An 18,320-nucleotide genomic window follows, 5' to 3' on the forward strand; every position below is an offset into this window, starting at 1 on the left:
GCGCCCCGAAGATCGATCCTGGCGTGCCCCGGACTCCTTTGCTACGCTCAAAAGCGCTGCCGTGTCCTGGCCGAGGGCTTCGCGTGTCCGAATGGCCGGTATGAGATGGCGGGTTGGCAGGATCGACGTTTCCTGCGGCAACCACCGGCGGCGCCGTCCTTCCTCCATTCACCCACTTGACCGGTGCCGTGTGTCGGCGTGCCCCCGTGCGCGCGCCCGGGCGCCATCGAGGAGTTCCGTCATGCCCAAGATCACGTATGTCGCCGTGGACGCGGCCGAGCGCACGATCGACGTCCAGACCGGTACCAGCGTCATGCGCGGGGCCGTCTTCAACGACATCGACGGCATCGTCGCCCAGTGCGGCGGGAATCTGCAGTGCGCCACCTGCCACGTCTACGTCGACGAGTCGACGCTCGACAAGCCGGAGCCGATCCAGCCGAACGAGAACGAGATGCTGGACTTCACCGCCTGCCCGCGCCGCCCCAACAGCCGCCTCAGCTGCCAGCTCACGGTGACCGAGGCGCTGGACGGCCTGATCGTGCACCTGCCCGAGCGGCAGAAGTGATGGCCGAGGGATCCCACCCCGACTCGGTCGTCGTCGTCGGCGCCGGCCAGGGCGGCTACCAGACGGCGGCCTCGCTGCGTGAGCACGGCTACGGCGGACGGCTCGTCCTCATCGACGCCGAGGACGAACTCCCCTACGAAAAACCACCGCTGTCCAAGGCCTACCTCAAGGGGGAGGCGGACGAGGCGCAGCTCTGGCTGCGTCCGGTCGGCTACTACGCGCGGCAGTCGATCGAACTGGTCGCCGGTTCGGTGACGGCGGTCGACCCGGCCGCCCGCACGGTCCGGCTGGCCGACGGCTCGGTGTACGAGTACGGCCACCTGGTGCTGGCCACCGGGGCGACCCCGCGGACGCTCGCCGTGCCGGGGGCCGGGCTGCGCGGCGTGCACACCCTGCGCACCGCGCAGGACGCCGCCGCCCTGCGCCGCTCGCTCGGGTCGGCCCGGCACGCGGTGGTGGTCGGGGCCGGTTTCATCGGCCTGGAGTTCGCCGCGGCGGCCCGCCGGGCCGGGTGCGAGGTGACCGTGCTCGAGGCCCTCGACCGCCCGCTGGCCAGGGTGGTCTCGGCCCGCACGGCCGAGCACTTCACCCGGCTGCACCGGCGGGAGGGCTCCCGGCTGGTCTTCGGCCAGGGGGTCGCCGCCCTGCACGGCGACGAGCGGGGTGCGGTCGCGGCGGTGGAGCTGGCCGACGGCGCCCGGCTGCCGGCCGACCTGGTGCTGGCGGGGATCGGGGTGATCCCGAGCACCGGTCTCGCGGCCGCTGCCGGGCTGCGGGTGAGCGGCGGCATCGTCGTCGACGCCCGGCTGCTGACCAGCGATCCGCACATCTCGGCGATCGGCGACTGTGCGGCGTTCCCGCAGGTGCGCTCGGGCAACCGGCTGCGGCTGGAGTCCGTGCAGAACGCGGTGGGGCACGCCGAGCTGGTGGCCGCGCGGCTGACCGGCGACAGCCGGGGCTACCGCGAGCTGCCGTGGTTCTGGAGCGACCAGTTCGCGACCACCGTGCAGATCGCCGGCCTGGACGAGGGCCACGACACCGAGGTGGTGCTCGGGGAGGACCCGGACGCGTTCTCGGTGCTGCTGTTCCGGGGCGGTGAGCTGCAGGCGGTGGAGTCGGTGAACCGGCCCACCGACCACCTCGCCTCCCGCCAGCTGCTGGACCGGGGGGTCCCGCTGAATCCGGCCGAGGCCGCCGCCCCCGGTTTCACGCTCCGGGGCCACCTCACGAGCCACCGGGGGGAGCCCGCCGTGCCCGTGGGCTGACCGGACGTCCGGTTGGCCGATACTCGCCGGGCGGGGCCCGGCCGTCGCCGCCGCCGCGCCCGCGCCGCCGCACCGGGGCGCGGGCGCCCGGCAACGGAACAAAGGATTCCGAAAACATTGGCCCCACTGCTTTCAAAAGTGCGGCGGAAGAACAACCGTTTTTTTATCCCCGGACGGTTTTCGGCCATGCCCGGGGCGGGCCCGCCGGGCCCGAACCTTCACAGTTAGTTCATAAGCCGCTGTTGCGGAAACATCTGCCGGTGAGGCAGGATTCAAACAAGATCGCTTGCTTGCTCATTCACTCGTCCGAATAACAAACAGGGGATACCACCGTGCCTGAATCCGTCAGCCCGCAGGGATTCACCGACGAGGCCGAGCTGCGGCGCCTCAACCGGGCCGTCGTCGAGCGGTACATGAAGACCCTCGGCCAGGACCGGCTGCGCCGGCACGAGCTCTTCACCGAGGACGGCGTGGGCGGCCTGTGGACCACCGACACCGGTTCCCCGGTGGCCACGCACGGCCGGGACCGTCTCGGCGAGCACGCCGTCTGGTCGCTCAAGTGCTTCCCGGACTGGGAGTGGTACAACGTCGAGATCTTCGAGACCCAGGACCCGAACCGCTTCTGGGTCGAGTGCGACGGCCGCGGGAAGATCCTCTTCGGTGACTATCCCGAAGGCTGGTACGAGAACCACTTCATCCACTCGTTCGAACTGGAGAACGGGCGGATAACGCTGCAGCGGGAGTTCATGAATCCGTTCCAGCAGCTGCGGGCCCTGGGCATTCCGGTCCCCGAGATCAAGCGGACCGGAATTCCCACCTGAGAAATCAATAAATAGACCGCCGGATCGGAGTACGTCGTGGAAGACGTTATACGGGAGATTCGTATCCGCGGGGCGTTGCAACAACCCGAATGGAGCGACCTACCCCAGGTCAATCGGGTGGGCGAGGCACTGGCCTCTCGCCCTGCCCTGGTCCAGCCGGACGACCTTGCGACCTTGCGAACCCTGCTGGGAAAAGTCGCGCTCGGAGAAGCGCTCGTGCTGCAGTCCGGGGACTGCGCCGAGGATCCGCAGGAATGCACACGTCAACATGTGGCGCGGAAGTCCGCGCTGCTCGACCTGCTCGCGGGGACCCTCGGTCTGCGGACCGGAAAGCCGGTCCTGCGCGCGGGCCGTATCGCGGGGCAGTTCGCCAAGCCCCGTTCCAAGCCCACCGAAGTCATCGACGGGGTCGAACTTCCGGTCTTTCGTGGGCACATGGTGAATGGACCGGAGCCGGACCCGGAGATCCGCCGGCCCGATCCGCTGCGCATCCTCACCGGCTACATGGCGGCCGGTGACATCGTCGAGCACCTCGGCTGGCGCGACCGCGCGGCCGGCCGCGACGTGGTCGAACCCCTCGTGTGGACCAGCCACGAGGCACTGCTGCTCGACTACGAGACGCCGATGCTGCGCGTCGACGACAAGGGGCGGCTGTTCCTCGGCTCCACCCACTGGCCGTGGATCGGCGAGCGCACCCGCCAGGTCGAGGGCGCCCACGTCGCGCTGCTGTCGCAGGTGGCCAACCCGGTGGCGTGCAAGGTCGGCCCCGGCATGGAGCCCGACGAACTGCTCGCGCTGTGCGAGAAGCTCGACCCGTGGCGCGATCCGGGCCGGCTCACGCTCATCGCGCGGATGGGCGCCGAGAACGTGGCGGACCGGCTGCCGAAGCTCGTCGACGCGGTCCGCGGCGCGGGCCACCCCGTGGTCTGGCTCAGCGACCCGGTGCACGGCAACACCGTCACGGCGCCCGGCGGCTACAAGACGCGCCTGGTGGAGACGGTGGCCCTGGAGGTGTCGCGGTTCGTCGAGGCCGTGCGCGGCGCGGGCGGCGTGGCCGGCGGCCTGCACCTGGAGACCACCCCGGACGACGTGACCGAGTGCGCCTCGACCGAGGCCGACCTCGGCTCCGTCGGCGACCGGTACACCTCGTGCTGCGACCCCCGGCTCAACCCGGCCCAGGCCGTCGCCGTGGTGTCGGCCTGGACCGTCTGACCGGTCGGCCGACCCCGCGCCGCACTCCTCGCGGCACATCCTCCGCACCGCTCTGCGCGCCCCACACGCCCGCGCATCAAGCAAAGAACCGGAGCCATGACCGGCATACCCCCGATCCAGTCGTACCCGTTACCGGCCGAGGGCGAACTGCCTCCGGCCACCGTGTCCTGGACCGCCGAGGCGGACCGCGCGGTCCTCCTCGTCCACGACATGCAGCGGTACTTCCTCGAGTCCATCCCCGAGCGCACCAGGAACGAACTCGTCGGCAACGCGGCGCTGTTGCGCGACCGCTGCGCCGACCTGGGCGTCCCGGTCGCCTACACCGCCCAGCCGGGCGGCATGTCCGACGAACAGCGCGGCCTCCTCAAGGACTTCTGGGGACCCGGCATGCGCCCGGCCCCGGAGGACCGCCAGGTGGTCGACGCGCTCGCGCCGGCCCCGCAGGACTGGCTGCTCACCAAATGGCGCTACAGCGCCTTCTTCCGGACCGACCTGCTGGAGCGGATGCGCGACACCCGCCGCGACCAGCTGGTGCTCTGCGGCGTCTACGCCCACGTGGGCGTGCTGGCCACCGCGATCGAGGCCTTCACCAACGACATCCAGGTGTTCTTCGTCGCCGACGCCACGGCGGACTTCTCCGCCGAGTACCACCGGTCCGCGCTGAAGTACGCCGCCGAGCGATGTGCCCGGGTCACCACCGTCAAGGGACTGTTCGGATGACCCGCGACCTGCCCGGTGACCCCGGGCCCGACAGCGGTTCCGACAGTGGTCCCGACCTGCTCGCCGAGGTGCTGGCGGGCCGGCCGGAGGCCTTCGCGCTGCTGCACCGGCCCGGCGCGGCCGGGGGCACCGGCCCGGTGGTGGAGGTGCTGACCGGCTCGGTCGCGCTGCCCGCCACACTGGCCGGGATCCCGCTGCCCGGCGCGGAGGCGGCCGCCGCCGCGGCGCCCGTCGTCGGGGACCGGCACGAGGTGCTCGTGGTGGTCCCCTACCGGCAGCTCGCCGAGCGCGGCTTCGAGGCCGCCGACGACGGGACCCCGCTGGTGGCGATGACCGTCACCGGCCAGCAGCGGCTGCCGCTGGAGCGGGCGCTGGCCCGGATCCCGGACGTGCCGACCCCGCTGGCCGGCGGTGCCTTCGACGTCGACGACGAGGCCTACGGCGAGGTCGTGGGCCGCATCGTCAAGGAGATGATCGGTACCGGCGAGGGCGCGAACTTCGTCATCAAGCGCACCTTCGTCGCCGACATCACCGACTTCGGGCCGCTGAGCGCGCCGGCGCTGTTCCGCCGGCTGCTCGAGCGCGAGAGCGGCGCCTACTGGACCTTCCTGGTGCACACCGGCGAACGGACCCTGGTCGGCGCCTCGCCGGAGCGGCACGTCAGCCTCCGTGACGGCACCGCGGTGATGAACCCGATCAGCGGCACCTACCGCTACCCGCCGTCCGGGCCGACCCTCAGCGGGGTGCTGGAGTTCCTGGCGGACCGCAAGGAGACCGACGAGCTCTACATGGTGCTCGACGAGGAACTCAAGATGATGGCCCGGATCTGCCCGGGCGGCGGCCGGGCGGTGGGTCCCTACCTCAAGGAGATGGCCCGCCTCGCGCACACCGAGTACCTGATCGAGGGCCGGACCGATCGCGACGTGCGGGACATCCTGCGCGAGACGATGTTCGCACCCACCGTGACGGGCAGCCCGGTGGAGAGCGCCTGCCGGATCATCCACCGGTACGAGCCGGGCGGCCGCGGCTACTACAGCGGGGTGGCCGCGCTGATCGGCCGGGACGCGGCGGGGGAGCGGGTGATGGACACCGCGATCCTGATCCGCACCGCGGACATCTCCGAGCAGGGGCGGATCGGCATCGCCGTGGGCTCCACCATCGTGCGGCACTCCGACCCGGCGTCGGAGGCCGCCGAGACCCGGGCCAAGGCGGCCGGGCTGGTCGCCGCGCTCGACGGCGGGGAGCAGCGGCGCTTCGCCGGGCACCCGAGCGTGCTCAGGGCCCTGGCGTCGCGCAACGACTCCATCGCCGACTTCTGGCTCGCCGACGCCGCCTCCCGGGTCTCCGCCCGGCCCGAACTGGCCGGGCGGAGCGTGCTGGTGATCGACGCCGAGGACACCTTCACCTCGATGATCGACCAGGAGCTGCGCTCCCTGGGCCTGCGGGTCACGGTCCGCCGGTTCGACGAGGAGTACGCCTTCGAGGGCCACGACCTGGTCGTGATGGGGCCGGGGCCGGGCGATCCGCAGGAGGCCGCGCATCCCAAGATGCGGCATCTGCGGGGCGCGCTCGACACCCTGCTGGCCGAGCGCCGGCCGTTCCTCGCGGTGTGCCTCAGCCACCAGCTGCTCGGGCTGCGGCTCGGGCTGCCGATCCGGCGCCGCGCCGTGCCCAACCAGGGCGTGCAGAAGGCGGTCGACCTGTTCGGCCGGACCGAGCGGGTCGGGTTCTACAACACCTTCGCGCTGGTCGCCGGTGCGGAGGAGTTCGCCGCCGAGGGTGTCGGCCGGGTCCTGGTCAGCCGGGACCCGGAGAGCGGGGAGGTCCACGCGCTGCGCGGTCCCGGCTTCGCCTCGCTCCAGTTCCACCCCGAGTCGGTCCTGACCAGGGAGGGGCCGCGGATCGTGGCCACCGCCCTGTCCGGGCTGCTCGGCCCGGCGCGGGTCCCCGACCCCGCCTGAGCCGCCCGCCGCCCGGCACCGCCGCCGGGCGGCCGGGCCGCCCCGGACCGCCGGACCGGCGCTCTCCCCCCGTGAGTTCCGGTCCGGCACCCTCTGTCCGAGGCCGCGTCGCGCTCCGGCGCGCGGCCCGGCGCACCGCGCTGTCCGGGCGGGGCACAGCCGTGTGCCCCGCCCGGGGCGCGCCCGCGCGCCCGGCGCCCGAGGTGCGGGAGGTGCGCGCACCCCCGCCGCCGGCCCGCGGCCCGCAGTCCCCATGACGAGAACGAGAGCGGGAGGACCCATGCACAAGTACGTCGTCGTCGACGCGTTCGCGCGCCGGCCCCTCACCGGCAATCCGGTGGCGGTCTTCTTCGGGGCCGACGACCTGTCCGGCGAGCAGATGCAGCGCATCGCCCGGGAGATGAACCTCTCCGAGAGCACCTTCGTCCTCACCCCCAAGCAGGGCGGGGACCACCATGTGCGGATCTTCACCCCGGTCAACGAACTCCCCTTCGCGGGGCACCCGCTGCTCGGCACGGCGATCGCGCTGGGCGGGCACACCGAGGCCGACACGCTGCGGATCGAGACCGCGATGGGCGTCATCCCGTTCGACCTGGAGCGGGTGGACGGTCGGACCGTCGCGACCAGCATGCGCCAGCCGGTGCCGGTCTGGGAGCCGTTCGAGCGGGCCGAGGAACTGCTGTGGGCGCTCGGGGTGAGCTCCTCGACGCTGCCGGTGGAGATCTACCGCAACGGCCCGCGGCACGTCCTGGTCGGCTTCGAGAGCGTCGAGGCGCTGTCCAAGGTGGACCCGGACCACCGCGCGCTGGCCCGGTTCCCGGACATGGCGACCAACTGCATCGCGGGCTCCGGGACCAGCTGGCGCAACCGCATGTTCTCGCCCGCGTACGGGGTCGTGGAGGACGCCGCGACCGGCTCCGCCGCCGGGCCCATCGCCATCCACCTGGCCCGGCACGGCCTGGGCGTCTACGGCCGGCGCATCGAGATCACCCAGGGCGTCGAGATCGGCCGCCCTTCGCCGATGGGCGCGCTGGTGCACGGCGAGGGCGACCGCGTCGACAGCGTCGAGGTCTCGGGCCACGGTGTCGTCACCATCGAAGGAGTGCTGCATGTCTGACCAGTCCGTCCGGTCCGTCCAGTCCGTCCGGTCCGGTGGGTCCGGCGGGTCCCAGCCGGCCGCCCTGCCGGCCGCCCAGCCCGACCGGAAGCGGTCCGAGTCGCTGACCGGGACCGTCGCGCTCGAGTTCCCCGAGTTCCGCACCCCGCCGGCCGAGCCGATGGGCCTGCTGAACTCCTGGCTGGCGGCCGCGGCCGAGCACGGCGTGCGGGAGCCCCGCGCGCTCGCGCTGGCCACCGCCGACGCCCGGGGCCGCAGCTCGTCCCGGATCCTGGTGATCAACCGGATCACCGAGGCCGGGCTCGTCTTCGCCACCCACGCCGACAGCCAGAAGGGCCGGGAGCTGGCGGAGAACCCCTGGGCGTCCGGTGTCCTGTACTGGCGCGAGACCAGCCAGCAGATCGTGCTGGCCGGCCCGGTGCGGCGGCTGCCCGACGCCACGGCGGAGGAACTGTGGGCGGCCAGGGCGGTGTTCACCCACCCGATGACCACGGTGTCCCGGCAGAGCCGCCCGGTGGAGGACCTCGAGCACTTCGAGGAACTGCGGGCGAAGGCGCTGGAACTGGGCCGGCCGCGGCAGCCGCTGCCCCGCCCCGCGTCCTACGTGGCCTTCGAACTCGTGCCCGACGCCCTGGAGTTCTGGGCCGACGGCACCGACCGGCTGCACGAGCGGCTGCGCTACGACCGCACCGCCGACGGCTGGGGGATCAGCCGGCTCCAGCCCTGACCCCCCGCGCGGCCCGCCGCGCACCCCGACCGGCCCCCGACCGGCCCCGACTCCCGAGGAGATGTCATGACCTCGCCACAGATCTTCACCGACCACCACGACCTGCGCGCCCGCAACCGCCGGGCCGTCGAGCAGTACCTGGAGACCGGCCCGGAGGCCCGGCTGCGCCGCTACACCCTCTACACCGAGGACGGCACCGCCGCGCTCTTCTACACCGACATCGGCCGGCCGATCGTCGTCACCGGCCGGGAGAAGCTCAAGCGGCACAACGAGCTCTCGCTCGAAGTCCTGCCCGACTGGCGGTGGTTCGACGTCCACGTGTACGAGACCCAGGATCCGGGCCAGGTCATGGTCGAGTGCGACGGCGAGGGCACCATCCGCTTCCCCGGCTACCCCGAGGGCCACTACCGCAACCACTTCATCCACGGATTCACGCTCCGGGACGGCCTCATCGCCGCCAGCCGCGAGTACACCAACCCGATCGAGCACATGAAGTCGCTCGGCATCGAGACCCCGCACATCAGGCGGGACTGGATTCCCACCGACTGACCCGTCGGGCAGGGAGTCCGGGGGCCGGACGCGCGCACGAAGGAGATTCGATGGAGTTCCACTCGTGTCCCAGGAACCACGGACGGGAGGTTCCCGCGGCCGCGGGGTCCGTCCTCTGCGGCCCGTGCATCAGGCAGTTGGAACACACCCTGCGGGCCCTCCCGGAGCTGCACCGGGAGTGCCTGCACCACATCCAGACCGAGCCCCGGCGGCGCAACCCGACCCGGGTCTCCGGGAGCCGTCGCCGGGACCGGCTGAACCTGTCCGCGATCGACGCCCGCAACAACATCGTGGCGATCCTGGAGTCCTGGTCGCGGTTCGCCGCCGAGCGGCTCGGCACCACCGCGGTGCTCCGCTCGGTGCCGCACCTGACCCGGTTCCTCGGCCGCCACCTGGACTGGCTCACCGCACAGCCGCCGGCCGCCGACTTCGCCGACGAGATCGAGGACCTGCGGCTCGAACTGCTCGACGCGATCGACCCCGAGGCCGGCGACCGCGCGGTGCCCACCCGGGCCTGCGTGGTGGACGGCTGCCCCGGGACGATCGACGCCTCACCGCAGCACCACAACGGGGGACGGACCAGCGTCGGCTGCTCGTCCGGACATTCATGGGGGATTCGCGAATGGCTCACGCTACGGCACCTCTTGGACCAACGGCGGACGGCGGCCGTCTGAGCCGGCCGCCCAGACACCGGCTCGTGCCGACGAACGTGGCCGCGCTCGCCGCGGGCGTCTCGGAGGCGACCATCCGCAAATGGGTCAGCCGCGGCAAGATCACCCGCTACGGCACACCGGGCCGCTCGGAGTTCGACATCCAGGAACTCACCGAGATCGCCCTGCGCCGCCGGTCCTGACCGGCCACCGGGTGCCGAACCGGCGCGACGACCCCGCGGATCCATTGCCGGGCGGGCGGGAACACCGCCCGTCAACGGATCCGCGGGTGCTCCGGGACCGGCCGCGCACGGCGGCCGGGGCGCCCGGCCGGGGGCCGGGGACTCTCCGCGGAGAGTCCCCGGCCCCTTCGCCGTCAGCGCTTCTGGTAGATCCGCTTGTGCCCGCCGATGCCCGCCAGCCGGAACGGCCCGGTGGTCCCGGCCGGGGTCGGGTGGTCGCCGCCGTCGGTCGGGAAGCCCCACTCGTGCAGCTCGCGGTAGCGGTCGTAGCCGATCGGCCGCCGGCGCTCGACCGCCTCCCGGTGCGCCTCCGTCCGCAGGTGCTCCCGGTAGCCGGGCACCACCGTCCCGGCGAAGAACTCCGCGACGCTGCCCGAGCCGTAGCTGAGGAAGCCCACCGCCTGCCCGTCGAGGTCCTCCGCCCCGTCGAGCAGCGCGGCCAGGCCCAGGTACACCGACGCGGTGTAGCTGTTGCCGATCACCGCGTTGTACCCGGTGGTGCGCCCGAGGGCCCGCTCGACGGCGGCCTCGTCGGTGTCGTGCCCGGCGGAGTTCAGCAGGTGCCGGTGCGCCTTGTAGGCCATCTTCGTGAACGGCTGGTGGTAGCAGAAGGCGCCGAAGTCCTCCAGCGGCCGGCCGCCCTGCTCGGAGTAGTCCTTCCAGGTGCCCTGCACCGCCTGGAGGTAGGCGCCGATCGACTCCTGGCCGTCGACCAGTGCCGCGTCGCGGTAGTTCGGCCGCCAGAAGTCCATCACGTCCGCGGTGAACAGGCCCGAGGGTTCCTCGATCCGCACCAGCGCCGGGTCCGCGGTGACCAGCATCGCCACGGCGGCCGCGCCCTGGGTCGCCTCGCCGGGGCTGTCCAGCTCGTACTTGGAGATGTCGCTCGCCACCACCAGGACCTTCTGGGACGGGTCGCGGTGGATCAGGCCGAGGGCGAACTGCAGGGCCGCGGTGGCGCCGTAGCAGGCCTGCTTGAGCTCGACCACCCGGGTCGCCGACGGCAGGCCGAGCAGCGAGTGCACGTACACGCCGGCGGCCTTCGCCTGGTCGATCGAGGACTCGGTGGCGAACACCAGGGTCCGGATCCCGTCCGTGCCGTGCCGGGCGACGATCGGGGCGGCGGCCGCCGCGCCCAGGGTGACGATGTCCTCGTCGGCGGCCGGCACGCTCATCGACCGCTGGCCGATGCCCGTGTGGTACTTGCCGACCGGGGTGCCGTTGTACTCCGCGAGCGCGGTGTGCGGCAGCACGAACTCGGTGGTCGCGAACGACAGATCGTGGATTCCGACAGTGGCCCCGTTGGACATACCTAAACTCCGACCTTCTCCGTGGTGCCGCGTTCCAGGTGGACGTGGGCGCGCATCAGCTCGCCCGGGTTGGTCTGCGCCGCGAGCAGCGACAGCTCGCCGCAGAGCACGGTCGCGGCCGCGATCACGGCGAGCCGGCGGGCGTTCTCGCCGGGCCCGCGGTCGGCCCGGCAGCCCAGCCGGGCCAGATTGGTCTCCACGAAGGCGAGTCCCTTGCCGTTGCCGACCGTGCCGACGATCAGGTTCGGCAGGGTGCAGGCGAAGTACAGGTCGCCGTCGCGGTCCTCGGCCATCACGACGCCCTGCGAGCCCTCGACGATGTTGGCCGCGTCCTGGCCGGTCGCCAGGTAGAAGCCGAGCAGCATGTTCGCGAAGTGGGCGTTCGCCGAGCGGATGCCGCCGGCGAGCAGGGTGCCGAGCATGTTCTTGCGGATGTTCAGCTGGACGATCTTCGCCGCGGTGGTGTGCAGCACCCCGGTGACGACCTCGCGCGGCACCAGCAGCTCGGTCACCACGTTCTTGCCCCGGCCCAGGATGCCGTTGACCGCGGTGGCCTTCTTGTCGGTGCAGTAGTTGCCGGAGATCGACCCGTAGGAGATGCCGGGGACGGTCCGCAGCAGGTGCTGCAGCAGCACGTCGGAGGCGAGGGTGGCCATGTTGTGCCCGGAGGCGTCGCCGGTGGTGAACTCGAACCGGACGAACAGCAGGTTGGCGTTGATCTCGTGCCGGACGCCGACGAGTTCGGCGAACCGGCTGCAGCCGCGCACCACCTCCTGCAGTTCCTCGAAGCGGTCCCGGATGCTCCGGGCGGCGGCCAGCGCCGTCCCCGCGTCGGTCGCCTCGACCAGCACCGAGCGGGTCATCCGCTCGTCCACCAGGGTGGCGACGATGCCGTGCTCGGCGAGCATCGAGACCTTGGCGCCCCGGCCCACCGAGGGCCACAGCGGCGACTCGTAGGTGGCCAGCGGGACATGGGTCTCGGTGGTGGTGACGTTGCCCGAGATGCGCAGCGGACCCACCCAGCGCATCGGGACGCCGGCGATGGCGTGGTCCTCGGTCATCGGATGCCTCCGGTGGTGGTGGTCCCGGCGGCGGAACGCCGGGCGAACTGCGCGGTGTCGATACCGCGGTCGGCGCAGAACTCGCGCAGGGTGCCCTGGATCAGCAGGTCCCGGCCGGTCAGCGCGGCCGGGGTGGCCGCGCCGAGCATGGTCATCAGCGCCGCCAGCTGGTCCAGCCAGCTGGACAGCTGGGCGACCAGCGCCTCCACGCCCTCGTCCATCAGGGTGCGCAGGAAGGTGCCGGACGCCCCGACACCGTGGGCGCCGAGCGCCAGGGCCCGGGCCACGTCGAGCGGGTGGCGCACACCGCCGGAGGCCAGCACCGGCAGGTCCACGTCCCGGCTGTCCAGCAGGCACGCGGCGGTGGACAGGCCCCAGCCCTCCAGGAAGGTGTAGTCGCGCAGGTCGCGGCGGCCGTTCTCGATCCGGGCGAAGTCGGTGCCGCCCCGGCCGCCGAGGTCCGCCACCCGGACGCCGAGGTCGCGCAGGACCAGGACGGTCTCCCGGCTGAGGCCGAAGCCGACCTCCTTGACGATGACGGGGACATCCACGCCCTCCACGATCCGGCCGATCTGCGGCACCCAGGCGGAGAAGGAGCGGTCGCCCTCCGGCATCACCGTCTCCTGGACGGTGTTGATGTGGATCTGCAGCGCGTCGGCCTTCAGCAGGTCGACGGCGCGGCGCGCCTTCTCGACCGAGGCGGTGGCGTTGACGTTGGCCAGGACGAAGCCGTCCGGGTTCTCCTCGCGCAGCACGCTGAAGGTGCCGGCGCAGGACTCGTCCTTGAAGTAGGCGCTCATCGAGCCGGACGCGATCGGCACCCCGGTCTCCCGGGCGGCGATCGCGAGGTCCCGGTTGATTCTGCCGGTCATCTCGCTGCCGCCGGTCATCGCGTTGATGTACAGCGGGACCGGCCAGGAGAAGCCGGCGAACTCCGTGGCCAGCGACACCTCGGGGCGGTCGATCCCGGCCAGGGCGTGGTGGACGAACGACACCTCGTCGAACTGGTTGCGCCCGACGTGGCCGTGCTGCTGCTCGACCGCGAGCCGGACGTGGTCGTCCTTGCGTTGAGAGATCATTCCTCGTTCCCTTCCGTGGCGGGACGCAGGTCCAGGGGTCGCACCCCGGCCGCGGCCCACCGTTCCCGTAGGTGGTCGATGTCCGGCGGGGCTCCGGTGGCCCCGGCCCGGGAGTGGTGGGACGCGGCGGTACCCGGGGCGGTCCGGGTGGCTGGCGCGTCCTGGGTGTTCGGCGCGTCCTGGGTGTTCGGCGCGTCCTGGGTGTTCGGTGCGGACGGCACCTCCAGCAGGGCGATGCCGCAGTCGCCGCCCCCCGCGCCGGAGGGCTTGGCCGCCCCGCCGACGGCCTCGGCGATGTCGCACAGCGCCGTCAGGGCGGGTGTGAAGACACCGAGCCCGGCCTCCTCGTCGAGCCGGGCCAGCTCCCGGCGGGCGCGCCGGACGCTGTCCAGCAGCGCGGGCCGGTCGCCGTGCTCGAGCGCGTCGGCGGCGGCCCGCACCAGATCGGCGCTGGCGGCCACGAACCGGCGGTGCGGCGGGGTGCCTCGCCAGGCCCGGCGGTGCAGCCCGGACACCAGTTCCGAGGTGGAGGCGGGGGTGCCGGTCCAGCCGACCTCCAGCGCCACCCCCGGGGGCGGCGGCAGCCGGCGCACCTCGAAGCCCGGCCAGGGTTCCGCCAGTGCCCCGGCCACCCCCCGCCGGCGGACCAGGTCGAGCACGGCGGCCCGGTCGGGCGCCCGGTAGGCGATCCAGCCGCCCCAGGTGCTGGCGGCCAGGTCGCCGCCGGAGCCCTTGGGGTCGAGTTCGGCCGAGGCCAGCAGCGCCAGCCGGTACCGCTCCTCGGCCGACAGCGTCAGCCCGCAGTGCGCGGCCACCGCCGTGACGGTCGCCACGGTCACCGCGCCGCTCGAGCCGAGGCCGAACTTGACCCCGTCCCGGTGCAGCTCGCTGCTGATCGCGATGTCCAGCTCCGGTGCCGGGCGGCCGTGTTCGGCCAGCAGCCGGGTGACGGTCCGGAGCGCGGCCAGCACATGGGCCAGCTCCCGGCGGGCCCGGTCGGCGTCCTCGACCCCGACCGGGTCGAGCCCCTCGCCCCGGCGGAGCCAGCGCACCGGCGCCGCGAGGAGGTCGGAGGAGACCAGCGTCCCCTCCCCGGCGGGCTCGGTGACGGTGGCGGTGACCCGGCGGTCGACCGCCACCAGGATCGCCGGGTTGCCCGGCTCCACCACCGCGTACTCGCCCGCGACGAACAGCTTGCCCGGCGCGCGCCGGACCACCGGCGGGCGGCCGGTGCTCACGCGTCCGCGTCCCGCAGCCGGGCGCCCGGTCCGGGGCCGGCGATGTGCACCGAACCGCCGCGGACGGCCTCGCGGACCACCCCGGCCACCCGCTCCGCCTCGGACCGCCGGCAGAGCACCTTGACGTTGGGGCCGGCGTCCATGGTCGCCCAGGCCGACACCCCGCCGCGGCGCAGCTCCAGCACCGCGTCCAGCACGGTCAGGGTGGCCGCCGAGAGGTAGCGCACCGCCGGGCGGGCCGCCAGCATGGTGGCGTGCATCCCGAGCGCGTTGCGCTCGGCGACCTCGCCCACCGCGTCCAGGTCGGCCCGCCGCAGCGCCTCCCGCATCTCGGCCAGGTCGGCCTGGCTGGAGGCGGCCCACGGCCGGTACAGCGGCGAGGTGGCGACGGTGCGCCGCATCGCCTCGCGGCTGGACACCGCCTTCGGGCCGGCGTCGACCACCGCGACCACCAGCGCCGGGTCCAGCGCGGCCACCGGCACCGGGACCGGCTCGGCGTAGGAGCCGAGGTCGGGGTCGCCGCCGCGGTCCGGCTGCCCGGCGTGCCAGACCGCGAACCCGCCGAAGACGGAGCGCGAGGCCGATCCGGAGCCGCGCCGGGCCAGCCGGGACAGCCCGGTGGCGTCCAGGCCGAGTCCGTACGCGGCGCCGGCGGCGGTCGCCAGTGCGGCGAAGCCGCTCGCGGAGGAGGCCAGTCCGGCGCCGGTGGGGACGGTGTTGCGGGTTTCCACGACGGCCCGCAGCGGGCTTCCGGCGCGTTCCCTGACCAGGTCGAGGAAGGCCGTCACCCGGCGGCGCGGCTCGCCCTCCAGGGGCGCGCCGTCGAGCGTCACGGTGTCCTCGGCGGCCCCGGGGGCGAGCCGGACCCGGGTGGTGGTCGGGAACACGTCCAGGGTCATCGAGAGGCTGTCGGTCCAGGGCAGGACGAGCCGCTCGTCCCGCTTGCCCCAGTACTTGACCAGCGCGATGTTCGGATGGGCGACGGCGGTGGCGTCCCCGGCGGCGTTCCCGGTGCTCCCGGTGCTTGCCGTGACTCCGGTGCCGGGGTGCGGTCGGTCGGTGGCGGTCGGCTGCTCAGCGGCCATGGCCGGGGTACTCCCTCAGCGGTACGGACCAGGTCTGGACGGCGCCGGCGGCGAGCAGCGCGCGGGTGACCTCCGCGGCCGACTCCTCGGTGGCCAGCGCGATCACGCAGCCGCCCATGCCACCGCCGGTGATCTTGGCGCCGAGCCCGCCGGCGGCCAGCGCGGCCGACACCATCCCGTCGATCCGGTCGGTGCTCAGGCCGCCCGCGCGGAGCAGCTCGTGGTAGTCGGTGAGTTGGGCGCCGAGCTGTTCGGGCCGGCCCTCGGCGAGCGCCGTCCGGGCCGTCGCGGTCAGGTCGGTGGCCCGGCGCAGGAAGTCCTCCTGGGTCCCCGGCCGCTGCCGGAAGCCCTCGCGGAGCAGTTCGACGGCGTCCTTGGTGCGGCCCGCCACGCCGCTGTCGGCGACGATGAACAGACCGTCGCAGCCGATCGGCAGCTCCTCCGCCCGCCCTGCCCGGAACAGCAGCGGGGCGCTCGCGCCGACGGCCATCGCGTCGACGCCGCTGGCCCGGCCGTGCGCGACGTTCTCGGCGGTCTGCACCAGGTCGAACGCCTGCTGCGGGGTGACCTCGCGCTCGAACAGGTCGGCCAGCGCGTGCACCACGGCCCGTGCGCAGGCGGCGCTGGAGCCGAGGCCGCGGCCGACCGGGATCGCGCAGTCGATGATCACATCGAGGTGCAGGCGGTCGGGCACGCCCATGGCGGCCCGGAACTCGGCGGTCAGCCGGTGCAGTCCGCCGGAGGCCTGGGCGGCCCCCGGCCGGGACTCGGATCCGGTCATGGTGAGGGAGAAGTCGTCCGGGTCGGCCGGGGACTGCGCGGAGTACCCGGCGGTGGCGGTGACGCCCAGCTGCGGGAGCGGGAGGGCGAGCGCCGGAGCTCCGTAGACGACCGCGTGCTCACCCAGCACGATCGCCTTGGCCCGGGCCCGGCCGGTGCCGACCGGCCGGGCGCCGCGGTTCTCCGACAACCCCTCGGGTGCGGCGGGTAGGGACAACGAACTCAGCTCCCCGTTTCGTTTCTGCATGGAGATCGCTCATCCAGAGTTCTCGGAAGGAAGGAATCCGGTGGCGGGACCGAAAAGGGCCTGCCGGGGACCCGGTTCGGGTCCCCGGCAGGCCCGGGGTGGTGCGGGTGCCGCAGGGGTGCGGATGCCGCGGGTCGCGACTCGGCGACGGCCTACGACTCGGCGACGAGCATCTTCTCGACCGGCCGCCGCCACTGGTAGTACGACTGGATCTTGTGGTACTCGCCCTTGGGCGTGACCGTCACGCCGTAGACGAAGTTGCGGCCCTCGGTGCTGTACGGGGCCTCCTGGACCAGCCGGGTGATCTGCGGGGCGACGGTCACCGGCAGCGCCAGCGGCTCGGGCGTCATCACGGAGTAGGTGATCCGCGAGATCTTGGGGGAGTCCCAGCTCAGCGTGGCGTACATGACGAACGCCTTCTCGTTGAACGTCAGCAGCTCCTCGCTCGGGGCCGGCAGGCCCAGTTCGGCGAGCATCGCGCGGACGCCCGCGGGGGCGAAGGTCTCCCGCGGCACCCGGCCGGAGGCGCCGCCGCCGAAGTAGAGGTTGACCGTCCGGCTGCCGTAGTCGATGCCGACGGTGCTGACGATGTCCGACAGGCCGTAGCGGTCGAAGACGTCGAGGTTGTCGGTGATGCCCGCCGGGGCCGACGGCAGCGCGGCGACCTCGCGGACCGTCAGCAGCCGCTCGACGGTGGGGAAGGACCAGGTCTTGGTGAACCCGGCCCGGACGCCGAAGTCGACGCCGCAGCTGTCGATCGGGAGCTCGCCGTGGACCTCGGCCAGCAGCTTGCCGACGGGGTGGTCGGTCTTCTCGGTCAGGCCGTTCGCCAGCGCGACGGCGTAGGGGTCGAGCCCCCGGGGGAGCATGGTGAACCGGCAGTCGAGGTCATCGGCACCGAGCGGGCTGTTCTGCACCCGGAAGGAGATCACCGACTCCGGCAGCACGTCCTGGTAGGCGGTCAGGACCGGCCACACCGTCTCGCGCTCGAAAGGTACGTCCACCACGCGGGCGGTTCCCTCGACGGCCGCGTAGAAGTTCTCCAGGAAGGCGCTTTCCGACATTCTTCTTCCACCTGTCCAATCGTGGCGTCTGTGTGGATCGGGGGGGTTCGTCGCGGGTCGTGCACGCCGCGACGTCGCACAGCCGTCAGCCGCGGGCCGGGCACCCGTGCCGGGATCGGGGCGGGTGCGTACGCCGAGGCACACGCGGGTGACGGACGAACCGAGGGGAATCACCGCCGTGCCGACCGAAGACCTGGTCCGACCTGCGGGGACCGGCGGTTCTGGCACTCAACACCCGCCCCCGGAACGGGTTTTGGGCAGGGTGGGCGTGCAGAAATAGTGACACGCGGTCCGCCCGGTGGCCAAGGCTCCCGGAAAGTGACCTGGGTCACGCTCCCCGCGGCCGATCCCGGGACCCCGGACGCGGGGCGGTATTCGGCGGCACCGGGCGGCCCGGTCTGGCATGATGTCCACGGTGTCGGGGTGCTAGCTCAATGGGTAGAGCAGCGGACTTTTAATCCGTAGGTTCAGGGTTCGAGCCCCTGGCGCCCCACCGACGCGAAAGGCCCGGGCCGGAGACCTCCGACCCGGGCCTCCGTCGTTCCACCGGCGCCGAAGGGTCCCGAGGGTGCCGGAGGGCGCGGCCGGTGACGCAGAGCATGCGAACGATGCGTTCTGACGATCGGT

At 73.1% G+C, this 18,320-nt stretch carries 18 protein-coding genes and 1 tRNA gene; 12 read left to right on the forward strand and 7 right to left on the reverse strand.

The genetic code is table 11. The features are described from left to right. The first annotated feature begins 241 nt into the window (after positions 1–241). From ACIPYS_RS33495 to ACIPYS_RS33545, 11 genes are all read left to right on the forward strand, one after another. Positions 242–565 carry a 2Fe-2S iron-sulfur cluster-binding protein gene (locus ACIPYS_RS33495; protein ID WP_093861389.1) on the forward strand — a complete coding sequence of 108 codons (324 nt, stop codon included), beginning with the start codon at positions 242–244 and terminating at the stop codon, positions 563–565. Continuing rightward, a complete protein-coding gene (locus ACIPYS_RS33500; RefSeq protein WP_400753351.1) occupies positions 565–1,830 on the forward strand; it encodes an NAD(P)/FAD-dependent oxidoreductase in 1,266 nt (421 codons plus the stop codon). The genes ACIPYS_RS33495 and ACIPYS_RS33500 overlap by 1 nt, the downstream gene beginning before the upstream one ends. A 332-nt stretch (positions 1,831–2,162) precedes the next feature. Then, positions 2,163–2,651: a PhzA/PhzB family protein gene (locus ACIPYS_RS33505; protein ID WP_045940585.1), complete on the forward strand. Its 489-nt coding sequence runs from the start codon at positions 2,163–2,165 to the stop codon at positions 2,649–2,651. A gap of 36 nt (positions 2,652–2,687) precedes the next feature. Beyond that, entirely contained in the window at positions 2,688–3,863 is a 1,176-nt protein-coding gene (locus ACIPYS_RS33510; RefSeq protein WP_053649613.1) for a 3-deoxy-7-phosphoheptulonate synthase, read from the forward strand. A gap of 96 nt (positions 3,864–3,959) precedes the next feature. Then, positions 3,960–4,583 carry an isochorismatase family protein gene (locus ACIPYS_RS33515; RefSeq protein ID WP_093861391.1) on the forward strand — a complete coding sequence of 208 codons (624 nt, stop codon included), beginning with the start codon at positions 3,960–3,962 and terminating at the stop codon, positions 4,581–4,583. Continuing rightward, positions 4,580–6,544: an anthranilate synthase family protein gene (locus tag ACIPYS_RS33520; protein ID WP_093861392.1), complete on the forward strand. Its 1,965-nt coding sequence runs from the start codon at positions 4,580–4,582 to the stop codon at positions 6,542–6,544. Before ACIPYS_RS33515 ends, ACIPYS_RS33520 begins: the two co-directional genes overlap by 4 nt. Positions 6,545–6,824: 280 nt before the next feature. Further along, positions 6,825–7,661 carry a PhzF family phenazine biosynthesis protein gene (locus ACIPYS_RS33525; protein WP_093861393.1) on the forward strand — a complete coding sequence of 279 codons (837 nt, stop codon included), beginning with the start codon at positions 6,825–6,827 and terminating at the stop codon, positions 7,659–7,661. Continuing rightward, positions 7,654–8,388, forward strand: a complete 735-nt coding sequence (gene phzG / locus ACIPYS_RS33530; RefSeq protein ID WP_400753358.1) for a phenazine biosynthesis FMN-dependent oxidase PhzG — start codon at positions 7,654–7,656, stop codon at positions 8,386–8,388. Before ACIPYS_RS33525 ends, phzG begins: the two co-directional genes overlap by 8 nt. Before the next feature lie 66 nt (positions 8,389–8,454). Then, a complete protein-coding gene (locus ACIPYS_RS33535) occupies positions 8,455–8,937 on the forward strand; it encodes a PhzA/PhzB family protein (RefSeq protein ID WP_030397798.1) in 483 nt (160 codons plus the stop codon). Positions 8,938–9,074: 137 nt separating this feature from the next. Next, positions 9,075–9,611, forward strand: coding sequence for a hypothetical protein (locus ACIPYS_RS33540; RefSeq protein WP_231977707.1), 537 nt, complete (start codon positions 9,075–9,077; stop codon positions 9,609–9,611). 23 nt (positions 9,612–9,634) lie between these two features. Continuing rightward, positions 9,635–9,790: a hypothetical protein gene (locus ACIPYS_RS33545; protein ID WP_157855447.1), complete on the forward strand. Its 156-nt coding sequence runs from the start codon at positions 9,635–9,637 to the stop codon at positions 9,788–9,790. A gap of 173 nt (positions 9,791–9,963) precedes the next feature. Here ACIPYS_RS33545 and ACIPYS_RS33550 read toward each other — a convergent pair whose 3' ends face one another. The 7 genes from ACIPYS_RS33550 to ACIPYS_RS33580 form a co-directional block, all read right to left on the reverse strand. After that, the gene (locus tag ACIPYS_RS33550) at positions 9,964–11,139 is read right to left on the reverse strand and encodes a hydroxymethylglutaryl-CoA synthase (RefSeq protein ID WP_400753364.1); all 1,176 of its coding nucleotides are present in this window, start codon (positions 11,137–11,139) and stop codon (positions 9,964–9,966) included. Positions 11,140–11,141: 2 nt separating this feature from the next. Then, entirely contained in the window at positions 11,142–12,200 is a 1,059-nt protein-coding gene (locus tag ACIPYS_RS33555; protein ID WP_400753367.1) for a hydroxymethylglutaryl-CoA reductase, read from the reverse strand. Further along, positions 12,197–13,279 (reverse strand): type 2 isopentenyl-diphosphate Delta-isomerase, encoded by a 1,083-nt coding sequence (gene fni, locus ACIPYS_RS33560; RefSeq protein WP_093861397.1) that lies wholly within the window; start codon positions 13,277–13,279, stop codon positions 12,197–12,199. Before fni ends, ACIPYS_RS33555 begins: the two co-directional genes overlap by 4 nt. After that, positions 13,276–14,517, reverse strand: a complete 1,242-nt coding sequence (locus ACIPYS_RS33565) for a phosphomevalonate kinase (protein ID WP_400753370.1) — start codon at positions 14,515–14,517, stop codon at positions 13,276–13,278. The genes fni and ACIPYS_RS33565 overlap by 4 nt, the downstream gene beginning before the upstream one ends. Continuing rightward, a complete protein-coding gene (gene mvaD, locus ACIPYS_RS33570) occupies positions 14,514–15,602 on the reverse strand; it encodes a diphosphomevalonate decarboxylase (RefSeq protein WP_400753373.1) in 1,089 nt (362 codons plus the stop codon). The genes ACIPYS_RS33565 and mvaD overlap by 4 nt, the downstream gene beginning before the upstream one ends. Next, positions 15,592–16,629 carry a mevalonate kinase gene (gene mvk, locus ACIPYS_RS33575; RefSeq protein WP_093861399.1) on the reverse strand — a complete coding sequence of 346 codons (1,038 nt, stop codon included), beginning with the start codon at positions 16,627–16,629 and terminating at the stop codon, positions 15,592–15,594. Before mvk ends, mvaD begins: the two co-directional genes overlap by 11 nt. Before the next feature lie 152 nt (positions 16,630–16,781). Next, the gene (locus ACIPYS_RS33580) at positions 16,782–17,693 is read right to left on the reverse strand and encodes an aromatic prenyltransferase (protein WP_400753377.1); all 912 of its coding nucleotides are present in this window, start codon (positions 17,691–17,693) and stop codon (positions 16,782–16,784) included. Between the two features lie 420 nt (positions 17,694–18,113). Between ACIPYS_RS33580 and ACIPYS_RS33585 the strand changes: the two genes are divergently transcribed. Then, a tRNA-Lys gene (locus ACIPYS_RS33585) sits at positions 18,114–18,186 on the forward strand. The last annotated feature ends 134 nt before the right edge of the window (positions 18,187–18,320 follow it).

This window comes from Kitasatospora sp. NPDC089913 (assembly GCF_044748625.1).
Classification (GTDB): Bacteria; Actinomycetota; Actinomycetes; order Streptomycetales; family Streptomycetaceae; genus Kitasatospora.